This is a genomic window from Pleomorphomonas oryzae DSM 16300, assembly GCF_000422965.1.
Taxonomy (GTDB): Bacteria; Pseudomonadota; Alphaproteobacteria; order Rhizobiales; family Pleomorphomonadaceae; genus Pleomorphomonas; species Pleomorphomonas oryzae.
Genome location: NZ_AUHB01000018.1, coordinates 1 through 24,171, shown reverse-complemented (window position 1 = coordinate 24,171; position 24,171 = coordinate 1). Strand labels below are relative to the sequence as shown.

General features: G+C 64.3%; 26 protein-coding genes and 1 riboswitch. Of the genes, 15 read left to right on the top strand and 11 right to left on the bottom strand.

The window, feature by feature from the left end; genetic code table 11:
• Positions 1 to 497: 497 nt before the first annotated feature.
• The gene (locus tag G522_RS0121725; protein WP_026792835.1) at positions 498 to 1,451 is read right to left on the bottom strand and encodes a LysR family transcriptional regulator; all 954 of its coding nucleotides are present in this window, start codon (positions 1,449 to 1,451) and stop codon (positions 498 to 500) included.
• A 128-nt stretch (positions 1,452 to 1,579) separates the two neighbouring features.
• On the opposite strand from G522_RS0121725, the gene G522_RS0121720 reads away from it, so the two are divergent.
• The 6 genes from G522_RS0121720 to G522_RS0121695 all read left to right on the top strand — a co-directional run bounded on the left by G522_RS0121720 (position 1,580) and on the right by G522_RS0121695 (position 5,023).
• Positions 1,580 to 1,876 carry a DUF1330 domain-containing protein gene (locus tag G522_RS0121720; protein WP_036840461.1) on the top strand — a complete coding sequence of 99 codons (297 nt, stop codon included), beginning with the start codon at positions 1,580 to 1,582 and terminating at the stop codon, positions 1,874 to 1,876.
• Positions 1,877 to 1,914: 38 nt separating this feature from the next.
• Entirely contained in the window at positions 1,915 to 2,454 is a 540-nt protein-coding gene (locus tag G522_RS28140) for an NAD(P)H-dependent oxidoreductase (RefSeq protein ID WP_051229041.1), read from the top strand.
• Between the two features lie 16 nt (positions 2,455 to 2,470).
• A complete protein-coding gene (locus G522_RS0121710; protein WP_026792833.1) occupies positions 2,471 to 2,797 on the top strand; it encodes a carboxymuconolactone decarboxylase family protein in 327 nt (108 codons plus the stop codon).
• A 16-nt stretch (positions 2,798 to 2,813) separates the two neighbouring features.
• The gene (locus G522_RS0121705) at positions 2,814 to 3,830 is read left to right on the top strand and encodes a zinc-dependent alcohol dehydrogenase family protein (protein WP_026792832.1); all 1,017 of its coding nucleotides are present in this window, start codon (positions 2,814 to 2,816) and stop codon (positions 3,828 to 3,830) included.
• Between the two features lie 18 nt (positions 3,831 to 3,848).
• On the top strand, positions 3,849 to 4,079 hold the full coding sequence (locus G522_RS0121700; protein WP_026792831.1) for a tautomerase family protein: 231 nt from the start codon (positions 3,849 to 3,851) through the stop codon (positions 4,077 to 4,079).
• A gap of 128 nt (positions 4,080 to 4,207) precedes the next feature.
• On the top strand, positions 4,208 to 5,023 hold the full coding sequence (locus tag G522_RS0121695) for an APH(3')-I family aminoglycoside O-phosphotransferase (RefSeq protein WP_026792830.1): 816 nt from the start codon (positions 4,208 to 4,210) through the stop codon (positions 5,021 to 5,023).
• Positions 5,024 to 5,040: 17 nt separating this feature from the next.
• On the opposite strand, the gene G522_RS0121690 is transcribed toward G522_RS0121695, so the two are convergent.
• A complete protein-coding gene (locus G522_RS0121690) occupies positions 5,041 to 5,913 on the bottom strand; it encodes a LysR family transcriptional regulator (protein WP_026792829.1) in 873 nt (290 codons plus the stop codon).
• A 65-nt stretch (positions 5,914 to 5,978) separates the two neighbouring features.
• Between G522_RS0121690 and G522_RS0121685 the strand changes: the two genes are divergently transcribed.
• Positions 5,979 to 6,962 (top strand): nitrilase family protein, encoded by a 984-nt coding sequence (locus G522_RS0121685; RefSeq protein WP_245586709.1) that lies wholly within the window; start codon positions 5,979 to 5,981, stop codon positions 6,960 to 6,962.
• Between the two features lie 38 nt (positions 6,963 to 7,000).
• Here the strand turns inward: G522_RS0121685 and G522_RS0121680 are convergent, their stop codons facing one another.
• From G522_RS0121680 to G522_RS0121665, 4 genes are all read right to left on the bottom strand, one after another.
• Positions 7,001 to 7,666, bottom strand: a complete 666-nt coding sequence (locus tag G522_RS0121680; RefSeq protein WP_026792827.1) for a methyltransferase family protein — start codon at positions 7,664 to 7,666, stop codon at positions 7,001 to 7,003.
• 33 nt (positions 7,667 to 7,699) lie between these two features.
• Positions 7,700 to 8,545: a bifunctional methylenetetrahydrofolate dehydrogenase/methenyltetrahydrofolate cyclohydrolase FolD gene (gene folD, locus G522_RS0121675; protein WP_026792826.1), complete on the bottom strand. Its 846-nt coding sequence runs from the start codon at positions 8,543 to 8,545 to the stop codon at positions 7,700 to 7,702.
• Positions 8,546 to 8,568: 23 nt separating this feature from the next.
• Positions 8,569 to 8,648, bottom strand: a riboswitch (ZMP/ZTP riboswitch).
• 102 nt (positions 8,649 to 8,750) lie between these two features.
• Entirely contained in the window at positions 8,751 to 9,776 is a 1,026-nt protein-coding gene (locus G522_RS0121670) for a LacI family DNA-binding transcriptional regulator (RefSeq protein WP_026792825.1), read from the bottom strand.
• 342 nt (positions 9,777 to 10,118) lie between these two features.
• The gene (locus G522_RS0121665) at positions 10,119 to 11,531 is read right to left on the bottom strand and encodes an L-fucose/L-arabinose isomerase family protein (RefSeq protein ID WP_026792824.1); all 1,413 of its coding nucleotides are present in this window, start codon (positions 11,529 to 11,531) and stop codon (positions 10,119 to 10,121) included.
• Positions 11,532 to 11,811: 280 nt separating this feature from the next.
• On the opposite strand from G522_RS0121665, the gene G522_RS30150 reads away from it, so the two are divergent.
• Genes G522_RS30150 through G522_RS0121650 form a run of 3 tightly spaced genes read left to right on the top strand, consistent with a single transcriptional unit; the run spans position 11,812 to position 14,200 of the window.
• On the top strand, positions 11,812 to 12,105 hold the full coding sequence (locus tag G522_RS30150; protein ID WP_156887014.1) for a hypothetical protein: 294 nt from the start codon (positions 11,812 to 11,814) through the stop codon (positions 12,103 to 12,105).
• A 35-nt stretch (positions 12,106 to 12,140) separates the two neighbouring features.
• Positions 12,141 to 13,709, top strand: coding sequence for a DUF1963 domain-containing protein (locus tag G522_RS0121655; RefSeq protein WP_026792822.1), 1,569 nt, complete (start codon positions 12,141 to 12,143; stop codon positions 13,707 to 13,709).
• A 26-nt stretch (positions 13,710 to 13,735) separates the two neighbouring features.
• A complete protein-coding gene (locus G522_RS0121650) occupies positions 13,736 to 14,200 on the top strand; it encodes a hypothetical protein (RefSeq protein ID WP_026792821.1) in 465 nt (154 codons plus the stop codon).
• A gap of 40 nt (positions 14,201 to 14,240) precedes the next feature.
• Here the strand turns inward: G522_RS0121650 and G522_RS0121645 are convergent, their stop codons facing one another.
• Complete coding sequence (locus G522_RS0121645) at positions 14,241 to 14,672, bottom strand: Imm50 family immunity protein (RefSeq protein WP_026792820.1); 432 nt, start codon at positions 14,670 to 14,672, stop codon at positions 14,241 to 14,243.
• Positions 14,673 to 14,971: 299 nt separating this feature from the next.
• Between G522_RS0121645 and poxB the strand changes: the two genes are divergently transcribed.
• Positions 14,972 to 16,693 (top strand): ubiquinone-dependent pyruvate dehydrogenase, encoded by a 1,722-nt coding sequence (gene poxB / locus G522_RS0121640; RefSeq protein ID WP_026792819.1) that lies wholly within the window; start codon positions 14,972 to 14,974, stop codon positions 16,691 to 16,693.
• Between the two features lie 135 nt (positions 16,694 to 16,828).
• Positions 16,829 to 18,424 carry a xylulokinase gene (locus G522_RS0121635; protein WP_026792818.1) on the top strand — a complete coding sequence of 532 codons (1,596 nt, stop codon included), beginning with the start codon at positions 16,829 to 16,831 and terminating at the stop codon, positions 18,422 to 18,424.
• A gap of 249 nt (positions 18,425 to 18,673) precedes the next feature.
• Here the strand turns inward: G522_RS0121635 and G522_RS0121630 are convergent, their stop codons facing one another.
• A complete protein-coding gene (locus tag G522_RS0121630; protein WP_026792817.1) occupies positions 18,674 to 19,423 on the bottom strand; it encodes an SDR family oxidoreductase in 750 nt (249 codons plus the stop codon).
• 97 nt (positions 19,424 to 19,520) lie between these two features.
• Positions 19,521 to 21,023: a MocR-like pyridoxine biosynthesis transcription factor PdxR gene (pdxR, locus tag G522_RS28135; protein ID WP_051229039.1), complete on the bottom strand. Its 1,503-nt coding sequence runs from the start codon at positions 21,021 to 21,023 to the stop codon at positions 19,521 to 19,523.
• Positions 21,024 to 21,122: 99 nt separating this feature from the next.
• On the opposite strand from pdxR, the gene G522_RS0121620 reads away from it, so the two are divergent.
• Genes G522_RS0121620 through G522_RS0121610 form a run of 3 tightly spaced genes read left to right on the top strand, consistent with a single transcriptional unit; the run spans position 21,123 to position 23,322 of the window.
• Positions 21,123 to 21,737 (top strand): hypothetical protein, encoded by a 615-nt coding sequence (locus G522_RS0121620; RefSeq protein ID WP_026792816.1) that lies wholly within the window; start codon positions 21,123 to 21,125, stop codon positions 21,735 to 21,737.
• A gap of 28 nt (positions 21,738 to 21,765) precedes the next feature.
• Complete coding sequence (locus tag G522_RS0121615) at positions 21,766 to 22,857, top strand: D-alanine--D-alanine ligase family protein (RefSeq protein ID WP_026792815.1); 1,092 nt, start codon at positions 21,766 to 21,768, stop codon at positions 22,855 to 22,857.
• A 33-nt stretch (positions 22,858 to 22,890) separates the two neighbouring features.
• The gene (locus tag G522_RS0121610) at positions 22,891 to 23,322 is read left to right on the top strand and encodes a MarR family winged helix-turn-helix transcriptional regulator (RefSeq protein WP_026792814.1); all 432 of its coding nucleotides are present in this window, start codon (positions 22,891 to 22,893) and stop codon (positions 23,320 to 23,322) included.
• Here G522_RS0121610 and G522_RS0121605 read toward each other — a convergent pair.
• Together G522_RS0121605 and G522_RS28130 are read right to left on the bottom strand one after the other, a co-directional pair.
• Positions 23,319 to 23,729 (bottom strand): ester cyclase, encoded by a 411-nt coding sequence (locus G522_RS0121605; protein ID WP_026792813.1) that lies wholly within the window; start codon positions 23,727 to 23,729, stop codon positions 23,319 to 23,321. The two genes, G522_RS0121610 and G522_RS0121605, sit on opposite strands and share 4 nt — an antisense overlap.
• Positions 23,730 to 23,875: 146 nt before the next feature.
• The coding region (locus tag G522_RS28130) for an IS30 family transposase (RefSeq protein WP_036840455.1) at positions 23,876 to 24,171 on the bottom strand (296 nt) is incomplete at its 5' end.

Below are 24,171 nucleotides of genomic sequence, written 5' to 3'. Positions count from 1 at the left end.
CCGATATCGCTTTTCTTGGTTGTATTTACGGGAGCTATGGGTCTGAATTTTATAGTATTTGTCTTTATCTGACGCCTGGTGCCTGCGTTATGTTCTGTCTCTATCAGGTTTACTGATCTGCTTTCGTGAGTTCTAAAAGTATTTCCTGGCCTGTGTTGTGAAGAAGATGTGCTACAAATGGTTGTGCTTGACATGCATTGACGACAGGCGGGTCGCTTGAAGATGGCTGGACTGTTCTGCTTTTTTTTGATGTTTGGCGGAAATCTTTCTACCGGGAGGTGCATCTTCAGGCCCGCTTCATCAGTCTTGGCGAGGCGTGTGGCAATACGTGGGCCTTGCCAGCCTGGTCTTCCGCCGGGGCGCTTCAACCGGGCGCTCGAACAGGCTAGCGAAGCGCGGCTTGGCAAAGTCGCGGCTCATCCTTGAGGGTGTTTTCAGACGTATTGGCGTGATTGTCGGGCTGGCGGCAAGAAAAGCAGGGCGTGCCGGCCTCGACTTCACGCCGCATGGTGGCGCAGGGCGGAAAGCGGGACGTGCAGCTCCGCCATGCCGGCAAAAGCCGCAAGGAGGTAATCGACGGTGACGCGCACGCGGGGGGCGACGAGCGCCCGGTGCGGGTATTGCAGGGTCATCTCGAAGTTGCCGGAGTGGTGGCTGCTCAAGAGCAGCGCCTTCATGGAGCCGGCGACGAGGTGCTTGAAGGCATGGTGGACGCCCACCTCGGCGATGCCGGCGCCATCGAGCACGGCCTGCGTCAGCGCCTCGGGCGAGGAGAGGGTGAGCACTGCCCGCTCGGTGTTGGCGGTGGTGAGGCTGCCGTCGGCGGTGCGGAAATTCCACGGCGAGACACGGCCGCCGAGAAAGCGCCGCGTCAACAGGCGGTGCCGGCCGAGATCCTCCGGCGTGCGGGGCGTGCCGTGGGCGGCGAGATAGGCGGGCGAGGCCACCAACACCAAGTTCATCTGGCAGATCGGCCGTGAGATCAGCGAACTATCGGCGATGTGGCCGCCGCGCAGCGCCATGTCGTAGCGATCGTGCACCAGATCGACGAGGCGATCGTCATAGTCCACCTCGATGGCAAGGCCGGGATAGCGGTCGATCAGGCCGGGCAGGACGGGCGTCAACTGCTCGCGGCCGAAGCCGACGCTGGTGGAGATGCGGACGCGGCCGGTGGGCGTTGCCCGGTGGGCGATCACCGCTTCGGCCGCCTGGTCGAGGGCGGCCAGCGCGACGCGCGCCTCGCGCAGGAAGGTCTCGCCCTCCTCGGTGAGGTTAAGGGTGCGCGTGGTGCGGTTCATCAGCCGGACGCCCAGCGATCTCTCCAGGCCGGCGATGTTCTTGCTGACGGCCGCCGAGGAGATACCGAGGGAGCGGGCGGCGCCGGCGAAGCTGCCGGCATCGGCGGCGTTGATGAAGGAGAGGATAGCGCGCACGCGCTGGATGGAGTCCATGATCGGGCTGTCCGGATAGGGGGGCATTCTCAACGTTGGGTTATGTAATCACCAACCCGGTGACGCATTCAAGTCATCAATGGGGCGGGTCTATATAGCCATCGAGCCCAACGTCAGAGGGACAACAAATGTCCGCACCCGCCTATTTCATCTTTCACACCACCATCCACGACCGCGAGGCCATCGCGCCCTATCTCGCCCAGGCCCTGGCCACGGTGGCCGCCTTCGGTGGCCGGCGTCTGCTGATGGGCGGCCCGGCCACGGCCGTCGAGGGCAAGGCGCCGGAAGGCCTAACGGTAATCCTGGAATTCCCCAGCAAGGCGACGGCCGAGGCCTGGTATGCCTCGCCGGCCTATCAGGCGATCCTCGGCATTCGCCTTGGGGCGTCGAAAAGCGATGCGTATCTCGTGGAAGCCGTCGGCTGACCCCCTCCTGTTCCAAGCTCATCCCAGAAAGTCCTCCCATGAAAACGCTGGTGATCGTCTCCCATCCCTATTTTGCCCGTTCCGCCGCCATCAAGGCGCTCCAGCAGACGGCCGAGAGCCTGCCCGACGTGACGGTTCGCAACCTCGAAGCACTCTATGGCGACGACACCGCGGCCTTCGACATCGCCGCCGAGCAGGCGGTGGTGGAGGCGGCCGATCGGATCGTCTTCCTGTTCCCGATCCATTGGTTCAACCTGACACCGATGCTGAAGGCCTATCTCAACGAGGTCTGGACCTATGGCTGGGCCTTTGGCCCCAACGGCACGGCGCTGAAGGGCAGGACGCTGCAGGCCATCGTGACCGCCGGTGCCAGCGAGCACACCTATTCGGCCGAGGGCCTCATCGAGAGCAGCATCGACGAGGTGTTGACGCCGCTCAAGGCCAGTGCGCTCTACGTCGGCATGGTTTACCTGCCGCCACTCGCCTTTTTCTCGGCCATGGGTGCCGACGCCAAGACGCTGGCCGGTTTCGAATGGCTGGTCCGCTTCGCCCTTGGCGAGCCGGCGCTGGTCGATTGATCAAGGAGATCCAAGCATGACCCAGAAACAAAGCCCCGCGCAAAAAGCCTTTGGCGATATCGCGCCGGGCCTTGCCGATTACACCGACAACGTGCTGTTCGGCGATGTCTGGAAGCGGCCGGGCCTCAGTCCACGTGATCGCAGCCTGATCACCATCGCCACGCTGGTGGCGCTCTATCGGCTCAACGAGCTGCCGTTCCATCTGAAGCTCGGGCTGGAAAACGGCCTCAGCCAGGAGGAGATTATCGAGACGATCACCCATCTCGCCTTCTACGCCGGCTGGCCGGCCGCCAGCACCGCCATTTCCATCGCCCGCAAGGTGTTTGCGGACGCCGCTCAATAGTCAGACGGAGGACAGCATGAAAGGCACAGTTCTGCACGGCCCGCGCGACGTTCGCTTCGAGGCGGTTGCCATTCCCATCATCGAGAAGCCGACCGACGCCATTCTTCAACTATCGGCCACTTGCGTCTGCGGCTCCGACCTCTGGCCCTATCGCGGCATCCAGCCGGTGAACGAGCCGACGCGCATGGGCCATGAGTACTGCGGCGTGGTGGTCGAAGTGGGCAGCGCGGTGACCACGGTGAAGCCGGGCCAGTTCGTCATCGGCTCGTTCTTCGCCTCCGACAACACCTGCCCGGCCTGCCAGATCGGCTACCAGTCGTCCTGCGTCCATCGCGAGTTGGTGGGCAACGCCCAGGCCGGCATGCTGCGGGTGCCGATGGCCGACGGCACGCTGGTGGCGACGCCTGACATGCCGCCGCCGTCGATGATCCCCGATCTTCTCACCCTGTCCGACGTGATGGGCACCGGCTGGTTCGCCGCCGAGGCGGCCGAGGTGGCCCCCGGCAAGACGGTTGTGGTGGTGGGTGACGGCGCCGTCGGCCTGTTGGCCGTGCTCTCGGCCAAGCTGAAGGGCGCTGGCCGCATCATCGCCATGAGCAGCCACCCGACCCGGCAGGCACTGGCCCGCGAGTTCGGCGCCACCGACATCGTCGCCGAGCGCGATGACGCCGGCGTTTCCCGCATCATGGAGATGACAGACGGCGTCGGCGCCGACTGCGTGCTGGAATGCGTCGGCAACCAGGGCGCCTTCACCCAGGCGCTCCGCTGCGCCCGCAAGGGAGGCCACGTCAGCTTCGTCGGCGTGCCGCATGGGGTGAGTCTTGACGGCTTCGAGCTGTTCTTCGCCCACATCCACCTGCATGGTGGCCCGGCGCCGGTCCGGCGTTTCCTGCCCGAGCTGATCGATCTGGTCTGGACCGGCAAGATCCATCCGGGCAAGGTGTTCGATCTGGAACTGCCGATCGAACAGGTGGCGGAGGCCTACAAGGCCATGGACGAGCGGCGGGCGATCAAGGCGCTGTTGCGCGTTTAGTCAACGAAGGAGATCCCCATGCCGCATGTCGTCATCAAGATGATCGAGGGTCGAGGCGAGGAGCAGAAGCAGCGCCTCGCCGATCTGGTCACCAAGGCGATCATGGACGGCGCCGGCTGCAAGGAGAGCTCCGTTTCCGTTGCCATCGAGGACGTGCCGGCGGCCGACTGGACCGCCGCCGTCTATCGGCCGGAGATCGAGCCGCAGCTCGACAAGCTCTACAAGAAGCCGGGGTACAAGCCGGAGTGAGGACGGACAAGGCGCCCTAGACTGTCGTCCCGCTGCGTCCGGCCAGGGCTTGGGTTGGGAGGCGGCGCTTCCTACCTATGCGCAGGCGATGCTTGAAGTCTCCGCGTGACCTATCGGGGACTGGACGGATGAGCGACACTGACCGGGAAGACGCCGAGGCGGCTCCCCCCGTCCCCCTGAGCATGTCCGCCGAGGTGGAGGGCTATGCATGGGTGCGCGACACCATCGGGGAATCCGGTGGCGCCGTCTATCGGCTGCGTGACAAGGCCGGCGCGCCCGACCTGTTTCTCAAGCACGGCTGGGATGCCGTGGCCGACGCCATTACCGAGGAAATGGTGCGGTTGCGCTGGCTGGCCGCCTACGTGCCGGTGCCGGCCGTCGTGCAGTTCGTGCGCACCGCCAATGAGGCGTGGCTGTTGATGACGGCGATACCGGGCAAGACGGCCTATCAGATCCTCTCCTCCAGCGTCGCCGCTCGCCCCGCCGTGGTCGATGCGCTCTCGGCTTTTCTGCGCCGGCTGCATGCGATCCCAACCAGCGCCTGCCCGTTCTCCAGCGATCATGCCCATAGGCTGGCCATCGCCCGGTGGCGGATTGACGCCGGCCTGGTCGATGCCGACGATTTCGACGAGGAGCGGCAGGGCTGGACGGTCGAACAGGTGTGGAACGGGTTGCAGGAACTGTTGCCGCTGGAGGCCGAACCGGTGGTGACGCATGGCGACTTCTCGCTCGACAACCTGCTCATTCACAATGGCGCGGTGGTCGGCTGCATCGACGTCGGGCGAGCCGGCATCGCCGATCGCTATCAGGACCTGGCCATCCTGTGGAATTGCCTCCACGAGTTCGGCCCTTCGCTGCAAGGGCGGCTGTTCCAGCAATACGGAGCTACCGATCCCGACCGGCGCAAGCTGCAGTTCCACCTGATGCTGGACGAGTTGTTCTAGAAGGCGAGGGCAGGCGTTCAGGCGCCCGCCGCCTCGCGCACATGTTCGACGAACTTTTTCAGCAGGGGATTGCTGTCGGCGGTGCGCCATGAGAGGCCGATCGGCCAGCTGGCGTGGTCGCCAGTGAGGCGCAGATGCTGGGTGCTGGCACCTAGCGCCTCGACGCCCTGCCAGGGCAGGAGCGCTGCGCCGAGGCCGGCCGCCACCACGGCGTGGACGGTGAGGATGTCATCGGCCAATTGAACGACGCGCGGGGTGAAGCCGGTGGCGGTGCACCAGGCAGTGACCTGGGCGTCGAGGCCCGGGCCGCGGCGAGATGCGAGCGCCACGAAGCCGAGGGCGTTGAGATCGTCGAGCCGGTCGGGCGGCGGCAGGGCGATGCCGTGCGGCACCACCAGCGCCAGATGCTCGGTGAGGATGGGGGCGAAGGAGAGATCGTCCGCTTCCGGCGCGCGGCAGAAGCCGACGTCCAACCGGCCGGCCAGCAGGCGCTCGTGCTGCTCGCGCGAGGCCATGTCGTTGAGGGTAATCCGACAGTCGGGCACGGCCTGGCGGAAGCCGGCGATCAGCGCCGGCGCGGCGATCAGGGTGGAGATGCCGAAGCCGATGTCGAGCCGGCCGGTGAGGCCGGCGCTGGCGCGCTTGAGGCGCAGGTCGGCCTCCTCATTCAGCCTGAGCAGCGGTCGCGCTTCGGCCAGCAGCACCTGCCCAAGGGCCGTCGGCTTGGCGCCGTGCCGGCCGCGTTCGAACAGCGCGCCGCCGATGGCGGCTTCCAGCGCCTGGATCTGCTTGGTCAGCGTCGATTGGGTGACGCAGAGCTTCAGCGCCGCCTTGCCGTAGTGGCCGGCGTCGACCAGTTCGGTGAAGGCGCGGAGTAGTTTCAGATCCATTCCATATACGACTAATTTCAGGATAACTTGTCATTTTACAGATGGATGGCAACAGGAGCAAGCTCATGGCCAACAAGGAGGACGCCATGACGCTCAAGGTTTCCAGCGTGCAATTCCAGCACCGCGCCGGTGACAAGATCTACAATCTGCAGCGCATTGCCGAGTTCACGCGGCAGGCACTGCGACAGGGCAGCCAGCTCGTCGTCTTTCCGGAAATGTGCATCACCGGCTACTGGCACGTGCCCAAGCTCGACGAAGCCGGGCTCAGGGCGCTGGCTGAGCCGCTCGACGGCCCGTCGATCGGCATCGTCGCCGCGCTGGCCGGCCAGCTCGGCATCGCCATCGGCGCCGGGTTCCTGGAGGCGGCGGCCGATGGCAAGCTCTACAACGCCTATGCCGTGTGCATGCCGGATGGCGCCGTGCATTGTCACCGCAAGCTGCACGCCTTCGAGCACCAGCTGATTTCGAGTGGCGACCGCTACACGGTGTTCGACACGCCCTGGGGTATCCGCGCGGGCATCCTGATCTGCTGGGACAACAACCTTGTCGAAAATGCCCGGGCGGCGGCGCTCTTGGGGGCGGAACTCCTCATCGCGCCGCACCAGACGGGCGGCTGCAACTCGGTAAGTCCCCACGGCATGAAGCATATTCCCATTGAAAAGTGGGAGCACCGGCACGAGGACCCCGCCGCCATCGTAGCCGAAATCCGCGGGCCGAATGGCCGCGAATGGCTGATGCGCTGGCTGCCGGCCCGCGCTCATGACAACGGCATGTTCCTCGTCTTCAGCAACGGCATCGGTCCCGACGAGGACGAGGTGCGCACCGGCAACGCCATGATCCTCGACCCCTATGGCCGGATCATCGTCGAGACCTCGGAAGCGGGCGACGACATGGTGAGCGCCGATCTCGATCTTGGTTTGCTCGACAAATGTACGGGACAGCGCTGGCTGAGAGGCCGACGGCCGGAACTCTACGGCATCCTGACCGAGCCGAGGCCGGACAATCTCAAGCCGCTGGAGGCGCGGTTCTCAGACGCGCCGACGCGGTGAAGACAATGGCGACGTCCCCGGGGACGGGCTGTCCATCGCTACCAGACACCCGGCATTAGGCGATAGCGGGTCTGTCTTTGGTAGGCGTCGTAGCCTGCAAGCTCGCGCTCCAGAAGCGCGTCTTCCAGGCGCGTCCTGACGATCAGCAGCACAACGGCCAACAAGGTGGGGATGGTGCTCCAGGCCGACCCAAACAACAGCGGCAGCCCAAGCGTGCCAATGATCATGCCGGTGTTACCGGGATGCCGGACGATCCTGTAGGGCCCCGTCTCACAGACCCTATGGGATCGATCGCGCTGAATGCGGACGACGGCGGAGAAAAACCGGTTCTCGGCCATTGCCCAGAGGAACAGCCCGGCACCGATGAGGGTCACGAAGGTTCCAATGGCCATCCAGATCCACGACTGGCGCGGGGTCCAGCCGAAACGGCCGGCATCAAGCCCTGCGAGGATCAGTGTGGCGATCGTCAGCAGAAAGCCGATTCCCAGAAGCCGCTTGTCCCACTCCTCGGCGCCGGATCCCGGCCTGAGGCGTTCCTGCGACAGCTCTCGCTGACCACGAAGGATGAAGCATCTCAATGCGTTGGTGAGCAAGCTGACGCCAAAATAAACCCACGCCGCCATATAGTCTGCCCGTCCGGCGCTCAGGAGAAGAACAAGAAGAAAAACAAGGCTGACCGCAGAGCTTACAATGAAGTCCTTCATCGCTTTCACTCTTTCTTGCTGCTTGTTTGGAGGTCACACGAGGGATTTTTCGGCGGACTCGACGGTTTGCGCCATCAGCATCGCGATGGTCATCGGCCCGACCCCGCCTGGAACAGGCGTGTAGGCGGCGTACCTGTCAGTGCCGGCAGACAGGTCGATATCGCCGACGCCACCAGGATGATATCCGGCGTCGATCACGATGGCGCCGTCCTTGATCCACTCGCCCTTGATGAACCGCGGCTTGCCAACCGCGCCGATCAAGATGTCCGCCAATCCGATCAGTTGGGGAAGCCCCTGGGTTCGGGAGTGGCAGATGGTCACGGTCGCGTTGGCGTTTAGCAGCATCATGGCGATCGGCTTGCCCAGAATGGGGCTTCGCCCGACCACGACGGCATGTTTTCCCTCGATGCTCACGCCATAATCCAGCAGTAGCCGCATGATGCCGGCCGGGGTCGCCGATCCGTAAGCTGGCTCGTTCATCGACATGGAGCCGAAGCCGAGCGCCGTGACGCCATCGACGTCTTTTTCCTGAGCGATGCGATCGAAGCATTTGCGCTCATCGATCTGCTTGGGCACGGGATGTTGCAGCAAAATGCCGTGAACCCGTGGGTCGGCATTGAGCTTGTCGATTTCCGCCAGCAGTTCGTCGGTTGTCGTGCTCTGGGAAAGTATGACGCGCAGAGAGGCCATGCCAATCCGCTCGCAAGCATTCCCTTTCATTTTCACGTAGGTCGCCGAAGCGGGATCGTCGCCCACCAGTATTGTTGCCAAGACAGGTTTTGTCCCGCCCGCTTTGCTAGTGAGTTCGATGACTTTCGCAGCCAGCTCCGCTTCGATCTTTCGGGCCAGCGATTTTCCATCGAGAACAAGTGCGGTCATCTTCGTGTCCACGAATCAATGATCCGGGACACCCAGGCGGTCGATGTTCCAGCAAGCGCTCCCTGATGGTCAAATCCATCCGACGCCGGTTGCGCCCTCCATCGGTAGCATCCGGTGATGGACGGTTCAAGGCGCGTCGCCTCGGTCCGCACCGGAGCTGGACGACGAATGGCTAGGGGCATGGACACGGAGCGCCGCCGCCCTTTTACGGCAGATTGTCCCTCAGGAAGATCTCGATGCGGATGGAATCCTGCCCCGCCACCAGCGGCGTGCCGTCGATCTGGGCGCGCAGCACGCGGATGGCGCTGCGGATCTCGTGGCCGGCGTCCTGGTTGATGATGGCGTGCATCAGGCCGTTCTGCAGGGCGGCGCGCGTCACGTCGTAGAGCTCGTGCGCCACGACGATGGGGCGCGCCTCGGCCGGCAGCTCGGCGACCACGTCGAGGATGCCCTCGTGGCCGGCGCCGATGTTGTAGAGGCCGACAATGTTGCCCTCGCGCGCGAGGCAGGCTATCAGCGCGTCGCGAGTGGCGGCGCGTTCGTCGCGGCCTTCCAGCGTCACCGATGCCTGAAGATGCGGAAACTGCTCGCTGATCACCTGATCGAAGCCCATGCGGCGCTCGACATGGTCGCGCACCAGCATGGAGCCGGCGACCACGACGATCTTGCCCTGGCGACCGCCGAGGAACTGGCCGAGCAGGCTGGCGGCGGTGCGGCCAGCAGCTACGTTGTCGATGCCGACATAATGGTGGCGCGGAAAGCGCGGCGCATCCGACACCAGCGTGACCACGGGGATGCCGGCGGCACTGAAACGGCAGAGCTCGGCCCGGACAGCCGCCGACTCGGTGGCGACCAGCGCCACGCCGGCCACCGCTTCGGTATCGATCTCACGCAGCGCTTCGGTCAGCGCGTCGCTATTGAAGGGAGGCACGGTGCGCACCTCGATCTCCACGCGCTTGCCGGCCAGCCGCTTGCTGGCCTCGCGCGCCTCAGCTCCCAGGCGATGCATGAAATCGCTGGGGCCATCGGGGATCAGGAACACCAGCCGGTCGATGCGCTTGCGAGCCAGCGCCGCCGCCGAGGCGTCGCGCACGAAGCCCAGCTTGTCGACTGCCGCCTTGACCCGCTCGGCGGTCGCCGCGCGCACGCCGGGGCGATCGTTGAGCACGCGGTCCACCGTGGCAAGGCCGACACCGGCAGCACGGGCGACGTCGTGGATTGTCGGACGCATCAAACCCCTCAGTGAGCAAATGCACAAACTTGAGAGTAAAATTCCACTTATAGCTCGCCCGTTGTCAACCTCGAGCTGGAACGGACCAAGCCAATGAAGGGAATGGCGTTTCCGATGAGGCACCGGAAACGCTGTTGCAAAGCGACGCATCGAGCCTGGCTCGAAACTCGCTGGGGCGAGGCAGGTAGCGACGGCTTCGAGAACCGGAGCGCAGCGGACGTCCTGTCCGTGAGCACCGGAAGCGCAGAAGACTAAGCCCAGGCATCCGCCCGAAAAGTTGAAGACTTTTCGGGCCAAGTGGATGCCCGGAGATCTCCGCCCCAGTAGAGTTTCCAGCTAGGCTCACTCGTGGACGTACATGTCCCAGCCCAAGTACTTCGAAGCCGCTTCCGTCACCGCCACAGCCGACGAGGAGAAGTTCGTCGCCACGTGATGCTCGAAGGCGTTCTCGCAGATGTAGCGAAGGAGTTTCTGCAGGTTGGGGATGTCCACCACGCCGGCGCCGCCGAAGGTGTTGAGCGGATCGTCGGTGAACGACCCCTGGCCGGTGTAGCCCTTGATCTTGCCGGTGAGGTCGTCGGTGGAGAGGCGCAGGAAGGTCATGGCGCCAGATTTCACCTTGCCGTCCAGCGTGCCATAGGTGTTCTCGGCGCCCACGGTGCCAGCGATGATCTGCTGGTAGTCCATCTTCACGCCTTCGTTGAAGAAGTGCTTGGGCAGGTTCGAACAGTGGAAGCAGACGGCCTTGTTGGGGTCGCCACCGTAGTTGTTGTTCCAGTCGAGAAGCGCCGACGGCGTCTCGCTGGCCAACGCCAGGGCGTACATGGAGAGCGAGCCCAGCGTGTCGACCTCGCAGGCCGACGGCAGCAGCTTCTGGCTCATCATGCTCATGACGGTGCAGGGCACGATGCCGAAGAACTCTTCAAGGCTGGTCCAGCACTGCACGGAGGTGATGGTGAGACGGTTGGTCTCCACCCAGTTGTCCAGCACGGCGCCGAGCTTGGCCATCTTGATGAGGGCGGCTTCCGGCGTATGGCCGGTGGGCACGTAGGCGCGAATCTCGGCGATCTTCTTCTCGACGGCGGCGTCGTTGTCCTTCAGGCGGCCGATGCGGCCGAGCACTTCCGAAAGGTCCAGCGTGTCGACGGTGATGCCGGACCGCTCGAGCAGCTTTTCCGAATAGCGCACGGTGTTGAAGGCGGCCGGGCGGGCGCCAACGGCGCCGATGCGCAGGTTCCTGAAGCCGCGGACGATGCGGCAGACGCCGGCGAACCACTTGAGGTCGGCCTCGAACTCGGGGGAGTCGGGCGCTTCGGTGTGCAGCGTCGTCAGCGAATACTTGATGCCATACTGCTGCAGATTGTTGCAGATCGACATCTTGCCGCAGAAGCTGTCGCGGCGGTGGGTGATGGCCATCTTGCCGGTGTCGTCGGGCGTCGCCTGGATCAGCACGGGCACGTTGAGGTTGGCAAGGCGCAGGGCGTCGGCCAGGCCGCGCTCTTCGCCAAAGTTCGGCAGCGTGATGATGATGCCGTCGATCTCGTCAGCGTGCTTTTTGAACAGCGCAGCGCAGATCTCGGCTTCCTTATAGGTTTCCACCGCGCCATGGGCCGTCTCTTCGGGCGATACGACGATCGCCTTATAGCCCTGCTTCTCAAGGGCGGCGATCATCTCCAGCCGGCCGCTGGCGGCGAGATGGCTGGGGAAGAATCCACGGTTTCCGACGATCACGCCGAAGGTCATTTGCTTAGGCATCAGCTTCGCTCCTCCGCTTTCGCTTGAAGTTTTGAGGTACGTTACCGGAAAGGATAAGGTGAATTTTCCGGTGGTAATTAAAGACAATTGAGGGGATTCAAGCGAGTTATGATGAGCGTACATCAAGAGGAGGGGAGGGGCAAGGGCGGGGAAGCGTTTGCCTACCTCCCGCTTCGGTTGATAGGTGATAGTTCTGGTTGCTGCCCGGCAATCCTCGCGCCATAGTCACGGGGCTGGCGCTCTTGTCGGGGATGGAGCGCCGCCGGAGCGGGGGCGCATCGTGTTTTTGCCCAAGGGTTTGTCGAGGCGCGCGGTCGTGGCCGCGCTGCTGTTTTCAGCCGCACAGCCGGCAATGGCTTATTGTTCGAGGCCAACGGCGCCGTCATGTCCCGTGCTGGGGAAGTTCGACAGCGAATGGGAGTTCAACTCCTGCAAGTCGGAGATGGAATCCTACCAGAGCGACGTGGACAGCTATGTGAGCTGCCTTTCGCGCGAAAGCTCATCTGTCATCAACGAATATAACGAAGCAGTGGAACGCTTTAACTGCTACGCGCGCGGCTCGTCCTTCTGTTAAGGGCCGGTCGCAGGCGTTTGCGTCGGGAGGCCTTCATGATCGTGAAATGGGTTGTGCTTGCCGTCGCGGCGTTGATGAGCCTGTCGGCTCCGGCAATCCGTCCGGCCTTGGCAGCCGAGGGTCTCAAGTTCACGAATGCAGTCTCTACTATTTCCGGGTTTTTCAGCGGGAAGCTTAACATGTTCATGCGCCCTGACGATGCCACGCAAGCGGGCAAGCAGACGTCCGTCATCCTCAAGCGGCAGGTGCCCATTCGCTTCGGCGAGGCGCCGCGATCCTGGCTGGGCGGGCTGCCGATGATGCCGGAGAACGTCGCATGGCCGCGCGCCGCCAACGGGTCGCCGCTACACTTCATCGCAGAGATCGACTGCGCCGATCTACCGGCCAACCTCTGGAACGGGCTGGGGCCGCGCCAGGGCTGGCTGCTGCTGTTCGTGGAGGTGCAGCAACTCGACTACGAGACGGACGGTGATCTCGTGCAGGTCTTGCATATCGATCAGCTCGGCCCCGAACGCCAGCCGCCGGAGGACATGTCAACTGTCCGTTTGGTGATGTGGGATCTCATCGGTGGCCAGCCAAAGATCCGGCCCGGTGTACCCAAGATGTGGCGCAAGTGGCCGGTCGATCTTGTGGTGCAGGAATACACCCCTTCTGATGACGAGGCGGAAGGGCCGCCGCTGGTTTCGGGAGAGGAGCTCTACGAGGCGCCGGTCTCGGATAGAGGCTTCATGGCTTTTAGCGTCGGCCTAGACCGCCCGCTGACCTGGCGCGGTGCGCTTTACTATATCCAGGAGTTCCTGAGGGATTTGGAGCCGGAACGCTTCAAGCTGAATTTCACGAACTGGCAAGGCGGGTTGCTGCAACCTCCGGAACCGGGTGCGGACGGCGCGGGGTTGATGGCGCAGGCGTTGGAAGGGCTCGACAAGATAAAGGCCCGGTTGCGGGAGCACGACGAGGTACGGCTCGCCGAGCTGGAGAAGCAGCGTGATTACCTCACTCGCATAAATGACAGCCGCCCCGGACCTGAAGGCGACGCCTTCATCGCTGAGGAGATCGAGACGCTGGGCGAAGGCCATCTGGCTTGGGCGGCGGGGCTCAGATCCGCTGCCGAGAGCCTGATGGCGCATATTTTGGCGCAGGATCTCGACGCTCCCATGTCGGATGACGATTGGCGGTCCATCGCGGCGACCTTTAAAAGCAAAAGCGTCTTTTGGCAGAAAACGCATTTCGCCGACGCTCTGGAGCGGGTCGAGCGAGGTCTTTCCACTGACGATCAGCTGCGAATGGCGATACGGGAAGATGCGCTCGACGCCTACGCGCGGAACAATGCCACCAACCCGGCGATACCCAGAGACCTGCTCGACGATGTCGAGGCGCGCCTGAGGTTCATCAATGAGGGGCGGCCGCACCGGATGGGCGGTCAACCCAGCCTGATTCAGCCTCATGGCCCTATGGAGGATGCGGCGCTTCTGTTCCAGATGGCGTCGGATCAGGCGATGGGCTGGAACTGGGCTGACGTGGGCGCACTCTATGTGACTATCTCGCTGGATGATTTGCGGAAAGGGCAATTCGATCGCTTACATGCGTGGCAGGACGGATATTGAGGCGGATTTTGCCAAAGGAGATTTCGATGGGTTCGTTTCGTGTTGTGGTGCCTGTTGCCGCCATATTGCTTCTCAGCCTGACTGCGTTGGACGCTTACGCCTGCAGTTGCGGAGAGCCTCCGAAAGATCTGTTCTCCAGCGCCGATTTGGTGGTCAAGGGTTGGATGAAGACCGTCACCTACGGCATTGAAGTGCCGGCCGAGGATCCGGAGGACAAGCCATTCCGGTTTGCGCGGGGCGAAGTTGAGATTGAGAAGGTCCTGAAGGGGAGCTACAGCGAGCGAATTCTGCCGGTTTACACTGGCGCTGGTCTCGGTGATTGCGGTCGCCTAGGACAGTTCATCAACGCCGCAATCTATTATCGCGACGAGAAGTTCGGCGAATTCGAGCTTGGATTGCAGAAGGTCGAGTACAAGGGGAAAACCTACTACATGTCGACGATCTGTGATTACGCCAAGGGGCCGAAAGTCGAGGGAGAGGGGACGGAGTGAGAGCCGCGTTTGCGGCTCTTGGTGTCGTTGGTGGGACGAATCAACGGTCTTTGGGCTGGCCCGGAACGAACGAGACCGTCACCTTCTTGGCTCTGATAAACCCGTCCAAGCCGTAGCACGGCATCAGCTCTATATCGATGTCATGAGGATCTTGGGGCAAGGGGAAGCAATTGGAGCGCCCTCTGTCGGTCGCGTAGCCGAGTTCCAAGCCACTTATGACGTTTTGAGCGCTGAAGCCGTCCAGTTGAAGATCCATGATCTTCTCAAGGCTGAAGGTGACCAGGGCTTGCTTGGCGAGGACGAAACTGCCGTCCGGGCCGACGTCGCCTGTATTGATCCAGCCATGAAGCTTAAGCTCGCTTACGCCGGACCGATTGAGGAAAAGGCTGATGATTTCCGCATCGTGAAAAGTCGGCTCCTGACCGAACCATGCGAGTAATTCTGCCCCGCCCGGTATGTCGGTGTAGATCATGGTTTCCCCGAGCCCCAAGCTAGCTACACGTCAGGATAGCAACATGATGGTGCTTGGCAATGGCTTCTGAGCCGTGACGGCGCGGTTCACTTCCGCCAACTCCTTGCCAAAAACGCTGGTAACTATCGCGCAGATGGGGAATGATCCCGTCGTTATTTTATCAGTGCTGGCAAACAGATCATCAAGCCAGTGCCGCATTTTAAGCTGATCACCGACGCTAGTTTAGCCGCCCGTCGGAGCAGCATCGAGCCGACAGTCGGCCTCATGCCGTGTCCCGCCTCCGCAGGAGAAATCGTCTCATGACCGAATCCATTGCCCACTACATCGCTCGGTTCCTTGGCGAGGCTGGCGTGAAACGCATCTGGGGCGTGACGGGCGACAGCCTCAATGGGCTCAGCGACAGCTTGCATCGGCTGAAGCAGATCCGCTGGATGGGTACGCGCCATGAGGAGGCGGCGGCGTTTGCCGCTGGGGCCGAGGCGCATATTACCGGCGAGCTGGCGGTGTGTGCCGGCTCGTGCGGGCCGGGTAACCTGCACCTGATCAACGGGTTGTTCGATTGCCAGCGCAGCCGGGTGCCGGTGCTGGCGATTGCCGCGCATATTCCGTCGTCGGAAATCGGCTCGGGCTATTTCCAGGAGACGCACCCGCAGGAGCTGTTTCGCGAGTGCTCTGTTTATTGCGAGCTGGTGACCAACCCCGACCAGATGCCGCGCGTGCTGGAAGTGGCCGTGCGCACCGCCATCGCCAAGCGCGGCGTCGCCGTCATCGTGCTGCCGGGCGATATCGCCCTGAAGCCGATGCCGGAGGGTGTCGACATCCGCTGGCGGGCGCCGGAGCTCGGCCGTCTTGTTCCGTCGCCAAGCCAGATCGACGATCTCGCCGCGTTGCTGAATTCGAGCGGCAAGGTGACGCTGCTCTGTGGCGCCGGCTGCGCCGAGGCACATGACGAGGTGGTGGCGCTGGCCGCAAGACTGAAGGCGCCGATCGTCCATGCCCTGCGCGGCAAGGAGTTCGTCGAGCACGATAACCCCTATGACGTCGGCATGACCGGGCTGATCGGATTTTCCTCCGGCTATCACGCCATGGAGTCGGCCGACACGCTGTTGATCCTCGGCTCGGGCTTCCCCTACCGCGCCTTCTATCCCACCAAGGCCCGGATCGCCCAGGTGGACAGCCGGCCGGAAAGCCTCGGCGCCCACACGCAGATCGATTTGGGCATCATAGGCGACGTCAAGGCGACGGTGTCGGCGCTCTTGGAAAAGCTGCCCGAAAAGAGCGACGACGCATTCCTCAAGACGGCGCTGGAGCATTATGCCAAGGCGCGCAAGGGGCTCGACGATCTCGCAACGCCGGATGGCGAAAAGGGCCAGATCCATCCGCAATATCTCGCCCGGCTGATCAGCGAGAAGGCGGCGGACGACGCCATCTTCACCTGCGACGTCGGCACGCCCACCGTCTGGGCGGCGCGCTATATCACCATGAACGGCAAGCGGCGGCTGATCGGCTCGTTCAACCACGGCTCGATGGCCAACGCCCTGTCGCAGGGCATCGGGGCGCAGGGCATCGATCCCAGCCGCCAGGTGGTGGCGCTGTGCGGCGATGGCGGCTTTGCCATGCTGATGGGCGACATCCTCTCCGTCCGCCAGCTGGATCTGCCGCTGAAGATCATCATCGTCCACAACCGCTCGCTCGGCTTCGTCGCCATGGAGATGAAGGCCGGCGGCTATATCTCCGACGACACCGACCTCAACAGCCCGGATTTCGTCAAGGTGGCCGAGGCGATCGGCATCAAGGGCATCCGCGTCGACGACGCCAAGGCGCTGCCGGCGGCAATCGACGAAGCCTTCGCCACGCCCGGTCCTGTCTTGGTGGACGTGATGACCGCCAAGCAGGAGCTGGCCATGCCGCCGCAGATCACCCTCGAGCAGGCCAAGGGCTTCTCGCTCTACATGATGCGGGCGATCCTGAGCGGCCGGGGCGACGAGCTGATCGAACTGGCCAAGACGAACTGGCGGTAAGCGGAATTGCAGCATCCTCCATATCGTTGCGGTACCTGTCACTACTCATCGACAGGTGCTCTGCGGTATGGTGAGGATAACGATCATGGAGGTCGCCGCGAGAAGCGGACACCAGACTTAGGGAGTTGAAAGCAGATGACGCAGCAGGCCATGGCCGCGGCGATCGCCGAGGGACGCACATCGCTGGGCATTGAGCTCGGATCCACCAACATCAAGGCCTGTCTGATCGGGCCGGATCATGAGGTGCTGGCCACCGGCACGCACGGCTGGGAGAACCAGTTCGTCGACCGCCTGTGGACCTATTCGGAAGAGGCGATCTGGGCTGGCCTGCAGGCCTCCTTCGCAGCGCTCAGCGCCGATGTGAAGAAGCGCTACAATGTCGAGCTCAGCAGGGTCGGCGCGCTGGGCTTCTCGGCGATGATGCACGGCTATCTCGCCTTCGATGCCGCCGGCAAGCTACTGGTGCCGTTCCGCACTTGGCGCAACACCAACACCGAGCGCGCCGCCGCCGAGCTGACCAAGACGCTGGGCTTCAACTTCCCGCTCCGCTGGTCGGCCAGCCATCTCTATCAGGCGGTGATCGACAACGAGCCGCATGTGGGCAATGTCGCCTTCATCACCACGCTCGCCGGCTTCGTGCACTGGCGCCTGACCGGCAAGAAGGTGATCGGCGTCGGCGATGCCTCGGGCATGTTCCCGATCGATGCCGCCACGCATGATTACGACGCGCCGATGATGAAGCGCTTCGGCGAGATGGTGAAGACCCACAAGCCGGGCCTCGACGCGCCCAAGCTGTTCCCGAAGGTGCTGGTCGCCGGCGAGGATGCCGGTTCGCTCACCGCCGAGGGCGCCAAGCTGCTCGACCCCACCGGCAAGCTCACTGTCGGCATTCCGGTCTGCCCGCCGGAAGGCGACGCCGGCACCGGCATGGTGGCGACCAACGCCGTGGCACCGCGCACCGGCAACATCAGCGCCGGCACCTCGATCTTCGCCATGGTGGTTCTGGAAAAGCCGCTGACCACGGTGCATGAGGAACTCGACATCGTCACCACGCCGGGCGGCGACCTCGTGGCCATGGTTCACTGCAACAACGGCGCCAGCGAGCTCGGCACCTGGGCCGGCGTGTTCACCGAATTTGCCAAGGCGATCGGCGCCAAGTCGGACGCCAACGCGGTGTTCGGCGCGCTGTTCGAGGCCGCTCTCAAGGGCGAGGCGGATGGCGGTGGCCTCCTGGCCTACAACTATCTGGCCGGCGAGCCGATTACCGGCCTCACCGAGGGCCGCCCGCTGGTGGTGCGCACCCCCGGCAGCCGCCTGAACCTCGGCAACTTCATGCGCACCCAGCTCTACGCCGCCTTCGGCACGCTGAGCCTCGGCATGAACGTGCTGCATGGCGAGGGCGTGAAGCTCGATAGCATGTTCGCCCACGGCGGCATGTTCAAGACGGCCGGCGTCGCGCAGCGCCTGCTCGCCGCCGCCATCGGCGCGCCGGTGACGGTGGGCGACACGGCGAGCGAGGGCGGTGCCTGGGGCATCGCCGTGCTGGCCGAGTATCTCCGCAGCGGCAAGGGCAAGAACCTTGGCGTGTATCTGAATGAGCGGGTGTTCGCCGGCGCCAAGCTGGACGTCGCCAAGCCGGATGCTGCCGATGTGAAGGGCTATGGTGCCTGGCTGAAGCAGTATGAGGCGGGCTTGGCGATCCAGAGGGCGGCTGTGGAAGCGATTAGCTGAAACAGGGTCTTCGGTAGAAATGAGAATCCCCGGTGGCGAGCGTCACCGGGGATGTTTTGTTTTGGAGACCTATATCGGCGTCGCCCCCCGTTCTGCCTGAGGTCCTCTGCCTGCGCAGAGGAAGACAATAAATTATATATATGGAGTAAGGCGATAGCGGCTTTCGATCCTATCCTATGGATTGTCTTCCTCTGCGCAGGCAGAGGATCTCGGGACGAGAACTCGAGCGGCCGATATCACCCGCCCACCTCACTTCACCGCTGCATTTCCCCCGTCCGCATAAAGCGCCGATCCCGTGACAAAGCTCGATTGCGGGCCGGCGAGGAAGAGGGCGGCCTGGGCGATTTCCTCGGGCCGGGCGATGCGCTTCATGGCGTGGAGGCCGGCAGCCCAGTCCTTTTGCGCCTGATCGCCGGCCATGCCGGTGTCGGTGCCACCGGGCAAGAGGGCGTTGGCGCGGATTCCGCGCGCGCCGTAGTCGGCGGTGATGCCCTTGACGAGGCCCATCAGCCCGGCTTTCGCAGCACCATAGGCCGCTATGCCCGGCAGGCCGACGCTAGTGCCGACGAAGCTCGAGGTGAACACGATGGAGCCGCCGCCGCGCCGGAGCATCGCCGGGATCTGGACGCGGCTCGCGAGGAAGGCCGAGGTGAGGTTGGTGTTGAGCGTCACCTGCCACTCGCCCGGCGTCAGCTCGGCCAGCGGCCTGAAGGCACCGACTGTGCCGGCGTTGTTGAGGGCGATGTCGAGGCCGCCGAACGCGCTCACTGCTTCCTCGACCAACGCCTCGTGGCAGGCGGGATCGCCAACGTCGCCGACAATGAGGCTCACCTTGCCGCCCTTGTCCTTGATGACCTCGGCCACCGCCTCCAGCGCGTCGACGCCGCGCGCGTTGAGGACGACGGCCGCGCCCTCGGCGGCGAACAGCTCGGCCGCCGCCCGGCCAATGCCAGAGGACGCGCCAGTGATGATCGCCACCTTGTTATCGAGAATTCCCACGGTGCTCTCCTCTTGTTGGGGAGGACCGACATAGGAAACGGGGCCTGTGCCCCGACACCCGGTTTCGCCAAACGGCAGATATCACAGCCGAAAATGGCTAGAAATGCCGGGCCCTGAACACCTCGGCCAGCAGCCGCGTGCCGGTGTCTGCCTCCTGTTCGGAGAGGCCGGAAAAGCCCAGCATCAGCCGCGTGGTGTCGGTGATGGCGACGTTCATGCGCGACAGCGGCATCACCACCACGCCCTTTTCCAGCGCCGCCTGGGAGACGGCCATGTCGTTGCCCCAGGTGCCGGTGCTGTGGGCCGTGAGGTTGATGCCCTGGTCGGGCAGCGTCACCCGGAGATGCTCGCTCAGGCGCTCGGCGACGAGGCCGGCGAGCAGGTCGCGCGAGGCGCGCAGCCGCTCCCTGAGGCGCCTGAGGTGGGCGGGGAAATAGCCCTCGTTCAGGAAGTCGGCGACGACGCGCTGCTGGAAGGTGGGCGGGCAGACGTCGAGGGCCGGGCGGATCGCCCTGAACACCGGCACCAGATCGGCCGGCACGATGAGATAGCCGAGGCGCATGCTGGGCAACAGCGCCTTGCTGAAGGTGCCGGTGTAGAGCACGCGGTTGGCTTGATCGAGCCCCTGCAGCGAGGCGATGGGGTGGCCATCGTAGCGGAACTCGCTGTCGTAATCGTCCTCGACGATCCACGAGCCGTGCTCGCGCGCATAGGCCAGCAGCTCCAGCCGCCGGGGCAGCGACAGCACCGCGCCCACCGGATACTGGTTGGACGGCGTCACGTAGAACAGGGCCGGCGGCGGCAAGGCGTCGGCGATCAGCTTCTCGGTGGTGATGCCGTTCTGGTCCACCGGCAGGCCGACGATCTCCGCGCCATTGAGCACCAGGCACTGCCGGGCCGGCGGATAGCAGGGGTCCTCGACGACCACGCTGTCGCCGGGCGAGGCGAGCACGCGGAAGGCGAGGTCGAGCGCCTGCTGGGTGCCGGCGGTGATGAACACCTGCTCGGGTGTGCAGCGCACGCCGCGCGACACCGCGAGATGGGCTGTGACGGCCGTGCGCAGCGCCGGCTCGCCCTGGATGTCGCCATAGCCTTCGAAGGCATAGTTGATGTGCCGGCCGGCGATGCGGTTGAGGAGGCTGGCCGTCCGCTCGTCGTGCCCCATGCGGCCGGTGACAAAGGGCAGCATCTTCTGGCGGGCGAGGCTGGGGCCCGTGGTCATCACCCGTGTCACGGCCACGGAAACGGTGCGGTTCGGCGAGCCCGGTGCGGGCTCCCTGTTGGCGCCTGCCTTGGGAGGCCGGTTTTGCGAGGTCGGCGTGATGTAGGTGCCCGAGCCGTGGCGGGCCAGAGCGTATCCCTCGGCAATCAGGATGTCATAGGCCTCGGCCACCGTGCCGCGCGACAGCCGCCATTCCCCAGCCGCAAGGCGAGTGGAGGGCAGCCGCTCGCCGGCATCGAGCCGGCCATCGGCGATGGCCTCGCGCAGCGCGAGATAGAGCTGGCGGGCAAGCGAGGCGGGCGACGACGGATCGACGTTCGGGCGGAAGCTGGCGGATGGGCCTTCGCGTCGCCGTTTCAGGCTGGTGGTTTCGGCCAAGTGGCTCACCTCGCGTGTCGATAGTGGCTCTTTAAATTGCGCCAAGAATGCAATTTGATCAGGCCACTTTCAAGCGAGATGTGATTCTACCCGATGGATATGCCTGTCAGCGCCGTGCCTTACTTCAGCCAATGGGAAACACCGGAGATGACGCTCGATGTCGTCGCCGAGGGCGAGGCGGCCCTGCTCCGCGATCCGCTATGGGCGCAGTCGGGCGCCGACACGGTGGAGGAATATGCGCGCTGGGCAGGCAACGTCTGCGGCATGGCCTGCCTGAAGATGATCCTCGCGGCGCGTGGCGCGGTGCACCCCATCCTGGAGCTGGCTCGCGCCGCCACCGAGTACGGCGGCTATGTCGTCAGCACCGACGGGGCGAGCATCAAGGGCCTGATCTACGTGCCCTTCGTCCGCATGGTCGGCGAGCGCTTCGGGCTGAAGGCCGAGGTGGTCACCGGCATCGGCACGGCGCAACTGCCGGCGCTTCTTGCCCGCTTTCCGTTCTTCATGGCGTCGGTGCATCACTCGATCCGCTGGACGGACCGTGAGCCGCCGTCGAAGGGCGGGCATCTGGTGCTGGTTACAGCCGCGACGCCCGACGCCATCCGCTTCCACAATCCCTCCGGCCACCAGCCCGAGACCCAGGCCGACGTGGTGCTGCCGCTTGCCGATTTCGACCGTTTCTTCGCCAATCGCGGCATCGCGGTCGGCGCCTAACCTTCCTCCCAGCTTGACGGACCCCTTCATGACCCAACCCACCAAACTCCGCATCGCCGTGCTGTTCGGCGGCCGTTCCTCCGAGCACGACGTGTCCGTGATGTCGGGGACCAACGTCATGGTGGCGCTGTCGCCGGACAAATACGAGGCCGTGCCGATCTTCATCACTCACGAGGGTCGTTGGTTCGAAAGCCGGTTTGACGGCAAGGCGTTGACCAAGCCCGAACGCGGCACCGAGCTGGCGCTGGTGCCCGGCGGGCACGGCCGCATGCTGGCGATCGCAGCCGATGGCCGCATCAGCGAGGCCGGCAAAATCGACGCGCTGTTCCCGGTGCTGCATGGCCTCTACGGCGAGGACGGCTCGGTGCAGGGCCTGGCCGAGGTGGCGCGCGTGCCGCTGGTCGGCTGCGGTATTCTTGGCTCCGCCACCGCGCTCGACAAGGTGATCACCAAGCGCCTGCTGCGGGCCGCCGGCATTCCCGTGGCACGCGAGGCCATCCTGCATGCCGGCGAGGCGGCGGATTTCGCGGCGCTGGAGCGCGAGCTGGGCCTGCCGCTGTTCATCAAGCCGGCGCGGCAGGGCTCGTCGGTCGGTGTTCGCAAGGTGTCGGGCAGCCAGGAGTTCCAGCCGGCGCTCGACGAGGCCTTCTGCTATGACAACAGCCTGCTGGCCGAGGAGTTCATCAAGGGGCGCGAGATCGAATTCAGCGTGCTGGAGAACGAGGCGGGTGGGCTGTTCGTGTCCCACCCCGGCGAGATCGTGCCGGCCGAGAGCCACGGCTTCTACAGCTACGACGCCAAGTATATCGACGCGGCCGGCGCGGCGCTGAAGGTGCCGGCCGAGCTGCCGCCCGAGCTTGAGACAGCGATGCAGGAGACGGCGGGCCGCGCCTTCCGGGCGCTCGGCTGCGACGGCATGGCGCGCGTCGACTTCTTCCTGATGGCGGACGACCGTTTCCTGGTCAACGAAGTGAACACCATTCCCGGCTTCACCAATATCAGCATGTATCCCAAGGCGATGGGCGCCAGCGGTGTCGGCTATGCCGAGCTGATCGACCGGCTGATCGCCCACGGCCTTGCCCGCGCCGGCGTGGTTCCCTTTGCTGCGGCCTCGGCGTAAGCAAGGCTGTCGCAACGGGCGGATGGCTTGGAGATGACGGACAAGGAACCCACGGCGGAAGCTCTGGCGCTCGGCGAGGCGCTTCGCCGGGTGGTGGGCACCTTCGTCCGCAGCATCCGCCGGGAGGCCGACACACCGACCAGCTCGCAGTCGGAAACGCTGGGGCTCCTCGATCGCCAGGGGGCGATGAGCGTTGCCGGCCTCGCCGCCGAGCGCAAGGTGAAGCACCAGAGCATGCGTCTGGTGGTGGAACAGCTGGAGACGAACGGCCTCGTCACGCGCCTGCCCAACCCCGAGGATGGCCGCAGCCAGCTGGTGGCGCTGAGCGATGAGGGCCGGGCGGCACTCGCTCGGTCGCGCTCGGCGCGGCAGCAGCAGATCGCGGCGCTGATCGACACGCGACTGTCGGACGCCGATCGGCAAGTGTTGCGCGCCGCCATCGAGATCATCGAGCGGCTGAGTTAGGCTTTCAAAGAGGCGAGCACCGCCTGGAGCGTGTTGAGGCCCCAGTGCTCCTGATAGCGGCCGCCTTCAACGCGGACGATGTCGATGACGTCGATGGCGATGTCCTTGCCCGTGGCCGCAACGTCAAGAAGCTCGCCGGTGTGGCGGCCGCTGATCGTCTTGCGGGTTGTCACCTTGTCGCCCTCGGCGATCTGGTCGTGGATCGTCACCGTGAGGTCCGAGATGGCCGGCCGGAGGATGGTTTCGAAGGTGGCCCACATGCTCTCAGGGCCGTTCGGCCGCCCTGCCGGCGCGGCGTGATTGATGAAATCCGGCGCCATCAGGGCGCGAAAGGCGTCGGCATCGCCATTCTGAATGACTTCGATATTGAAGCGGCGAACAACGGCCTTGATGTCGTCGTGTGACATGGAGACTCCCCAATATATACAGTTAGACTGTATATATGCTTCCTCTGCTGAGACGGCAAGCCTGAGAGCGGATGCCGCAAAGTGAGCCTGATATCAGCGTTGCGCTTTGTTCTGCCTGAGGTCCTCTGCGCAGGCGGAGGATGGATTCACGTTTGAAGCGCAACAGAGATGAAGTCTTTGAATACCTCTGCGGGTGTCCTGTAGCCAAGGATCTTTCTCGGGCTTTCGTTGTATTGGCGCATGACGGTCTCAACTCCATCTGTCGGAATGGCTTGGAGATCTGTGGTGCTGGGCAGGTAGCGGCGCATGCGTCCGATGGCGTTTTCGATGCCGCCCTTCTGCCAGGGCCTGTGCGGGTCACAGAAGTAGGTGGGCAAGGAGAGCTCCTCTGCGAGGCGGTGATGACGGGCAAACTCGCCCCCATTGTCGAAGGTAACGGAGG

Coding starts and splice junctions, on each gene's coding strand:
- G522_RS0121725 (WP_026792835.1), bottom strand. CDS start 1,451: ATGGACTCCATCCAGCGCGTGCGCGCTATCCTCTCCTTCATCAACGCC.
- G522_RS0121720 (WP_036840461.1), top strand. CDS start 1,580: ATGTCCGCACCCGCCTATTTCATCTTTCACACCACCATCCACGACCGC.
- G522_RS28140 (WP_051229041.1), top strand. CDS start 1,915: ATGAAAACGCTGGTGATCGTCTCCCATCCCTATTTTGCCCGTTCCGCC.
- G522_RS0121710 (WP_026792833.1), top strand. CDS start 2,471: ATGACCCAGAAACAAAGCCCCGCGCAAAAAGCCTTTGGCGATATCGCG.
- G522_RS0121705 (WP_026792832.1), top strand. CDS start 2,814: ATGAAAGGCACAGTTCTGCACGGCCCGCGCGACGTTCGCTTCGAGGCG.
- G522_RS0121700 (WP_026792831.1), top strand. CDS start 3,849: ATGCCGCATGTCGTCATCAAGATGATCGAGGGTCGAGGCGAGGAGCAG.
- G522_RS0121695 (WP_026792830.1), top strand. CDS start 4,208: ATGAGCGACACTGACCGGGAAGACGCCGAGGCGGCTCCCCCCGTCCCC.
- G522_RS0121690 (WP_026792829.1), bottom strand. CDS start 5,913: ATGGATCTGAAACTACTCCGCGCCTTCACCGAACTGGTCGACGCCGGC.
- G522_RS0121685 (WP_245586709.1), top strand. CDS start 5,979: ATGGCCAACAAGGAGGACGCCATGACGCTCAAGGTTTCCAGCGTGCAA.
- G522_RS0121680 (WP_026792827.1), bottom strand. CDS start 7,666: ATGAAGGACTTCATTGTAAGCTCTGCGGTCAGCCTTGTTTTTCTTCTT.
- folD (WP_026792826.1), bottom strand. CDS start 8,545: ATGACCGCACTTGTTCTCGATGGAAAATCGCTGGCCCGAAAGATCGAA.
- G522_RS0121670 (WP_026792825.1), bottom strand. CDS start 9,776: ATGCGTCCGACAATCCACGACGTCGCCCGTGCTGCCGGTGTCGGCCTT.
- G522_RS0121665 (WP_026792824.1), bottom strand. CDS start 11,531: ATGCCTAAGCAAATGACCTTCGGCGTGATCGTCGGAAACCGTGGATTC.
- G522_RS0121655 (WP_026792822.1), top strand. CDS start 12,141: ATGATCGTGAAATGGGTTGTGCTTGCCGTCGCGGCGTTGATGAGCCTG.
- G522_RS0121650 (WP_026792821.1), top strand. CDS start 13,736: ATGGGTTCGTTTCGTGTTGTGGTGCCTGTTGCCGCCATATTGCTTCTC.
- G522_RS0121645 (WP_026792820.1), bottom strand. CDS start 14,672: ATGATCTACACCGACATACCGGGCGGGGCAGAATTACTCGCATGGTTC.
- poxB (WP_026792819.1), top strand. CDS start 14,972: ATGACCGAATCCATTGCCCACTACATCGCTCGGTTCCTTGGCGAGGCT.
- G522_RS0121635 (WP_026792818.1), top strand. CDS start 16,829: ATGACGCAGCAGGCCATGGCCGCGGCGATCGCCGAGGGACGCACATCG.
- G522_RS0121620 (WP_026792816.1), top strand. CDS start 21,123: ATGCCTGTCAGCGCCGTGCCTTACTTCAGCCAATGGGAAACACCGGAG.
- G522_RS0121615 (WP_026792815.1), top strand. CDS start 21,766: ATGACCCAACCCACCAAACTCCGCATCGCCGTGCTGTTCGGCGGCCGT.
- G522_RS0121610 (WP_026792814.1), top strand. CDS start 22,891: ATGACGGACAAGGAACCCACGGCGGAAGCTCTGGCGCTCGGCGAGGCG.
- G522_RS0121605 (WP_026792813.1), bottom strand. CDS start 23,729: ATGTCACACGACGACATCAAGGCCGTTGTTCGCCGCTTCAATATCGAA.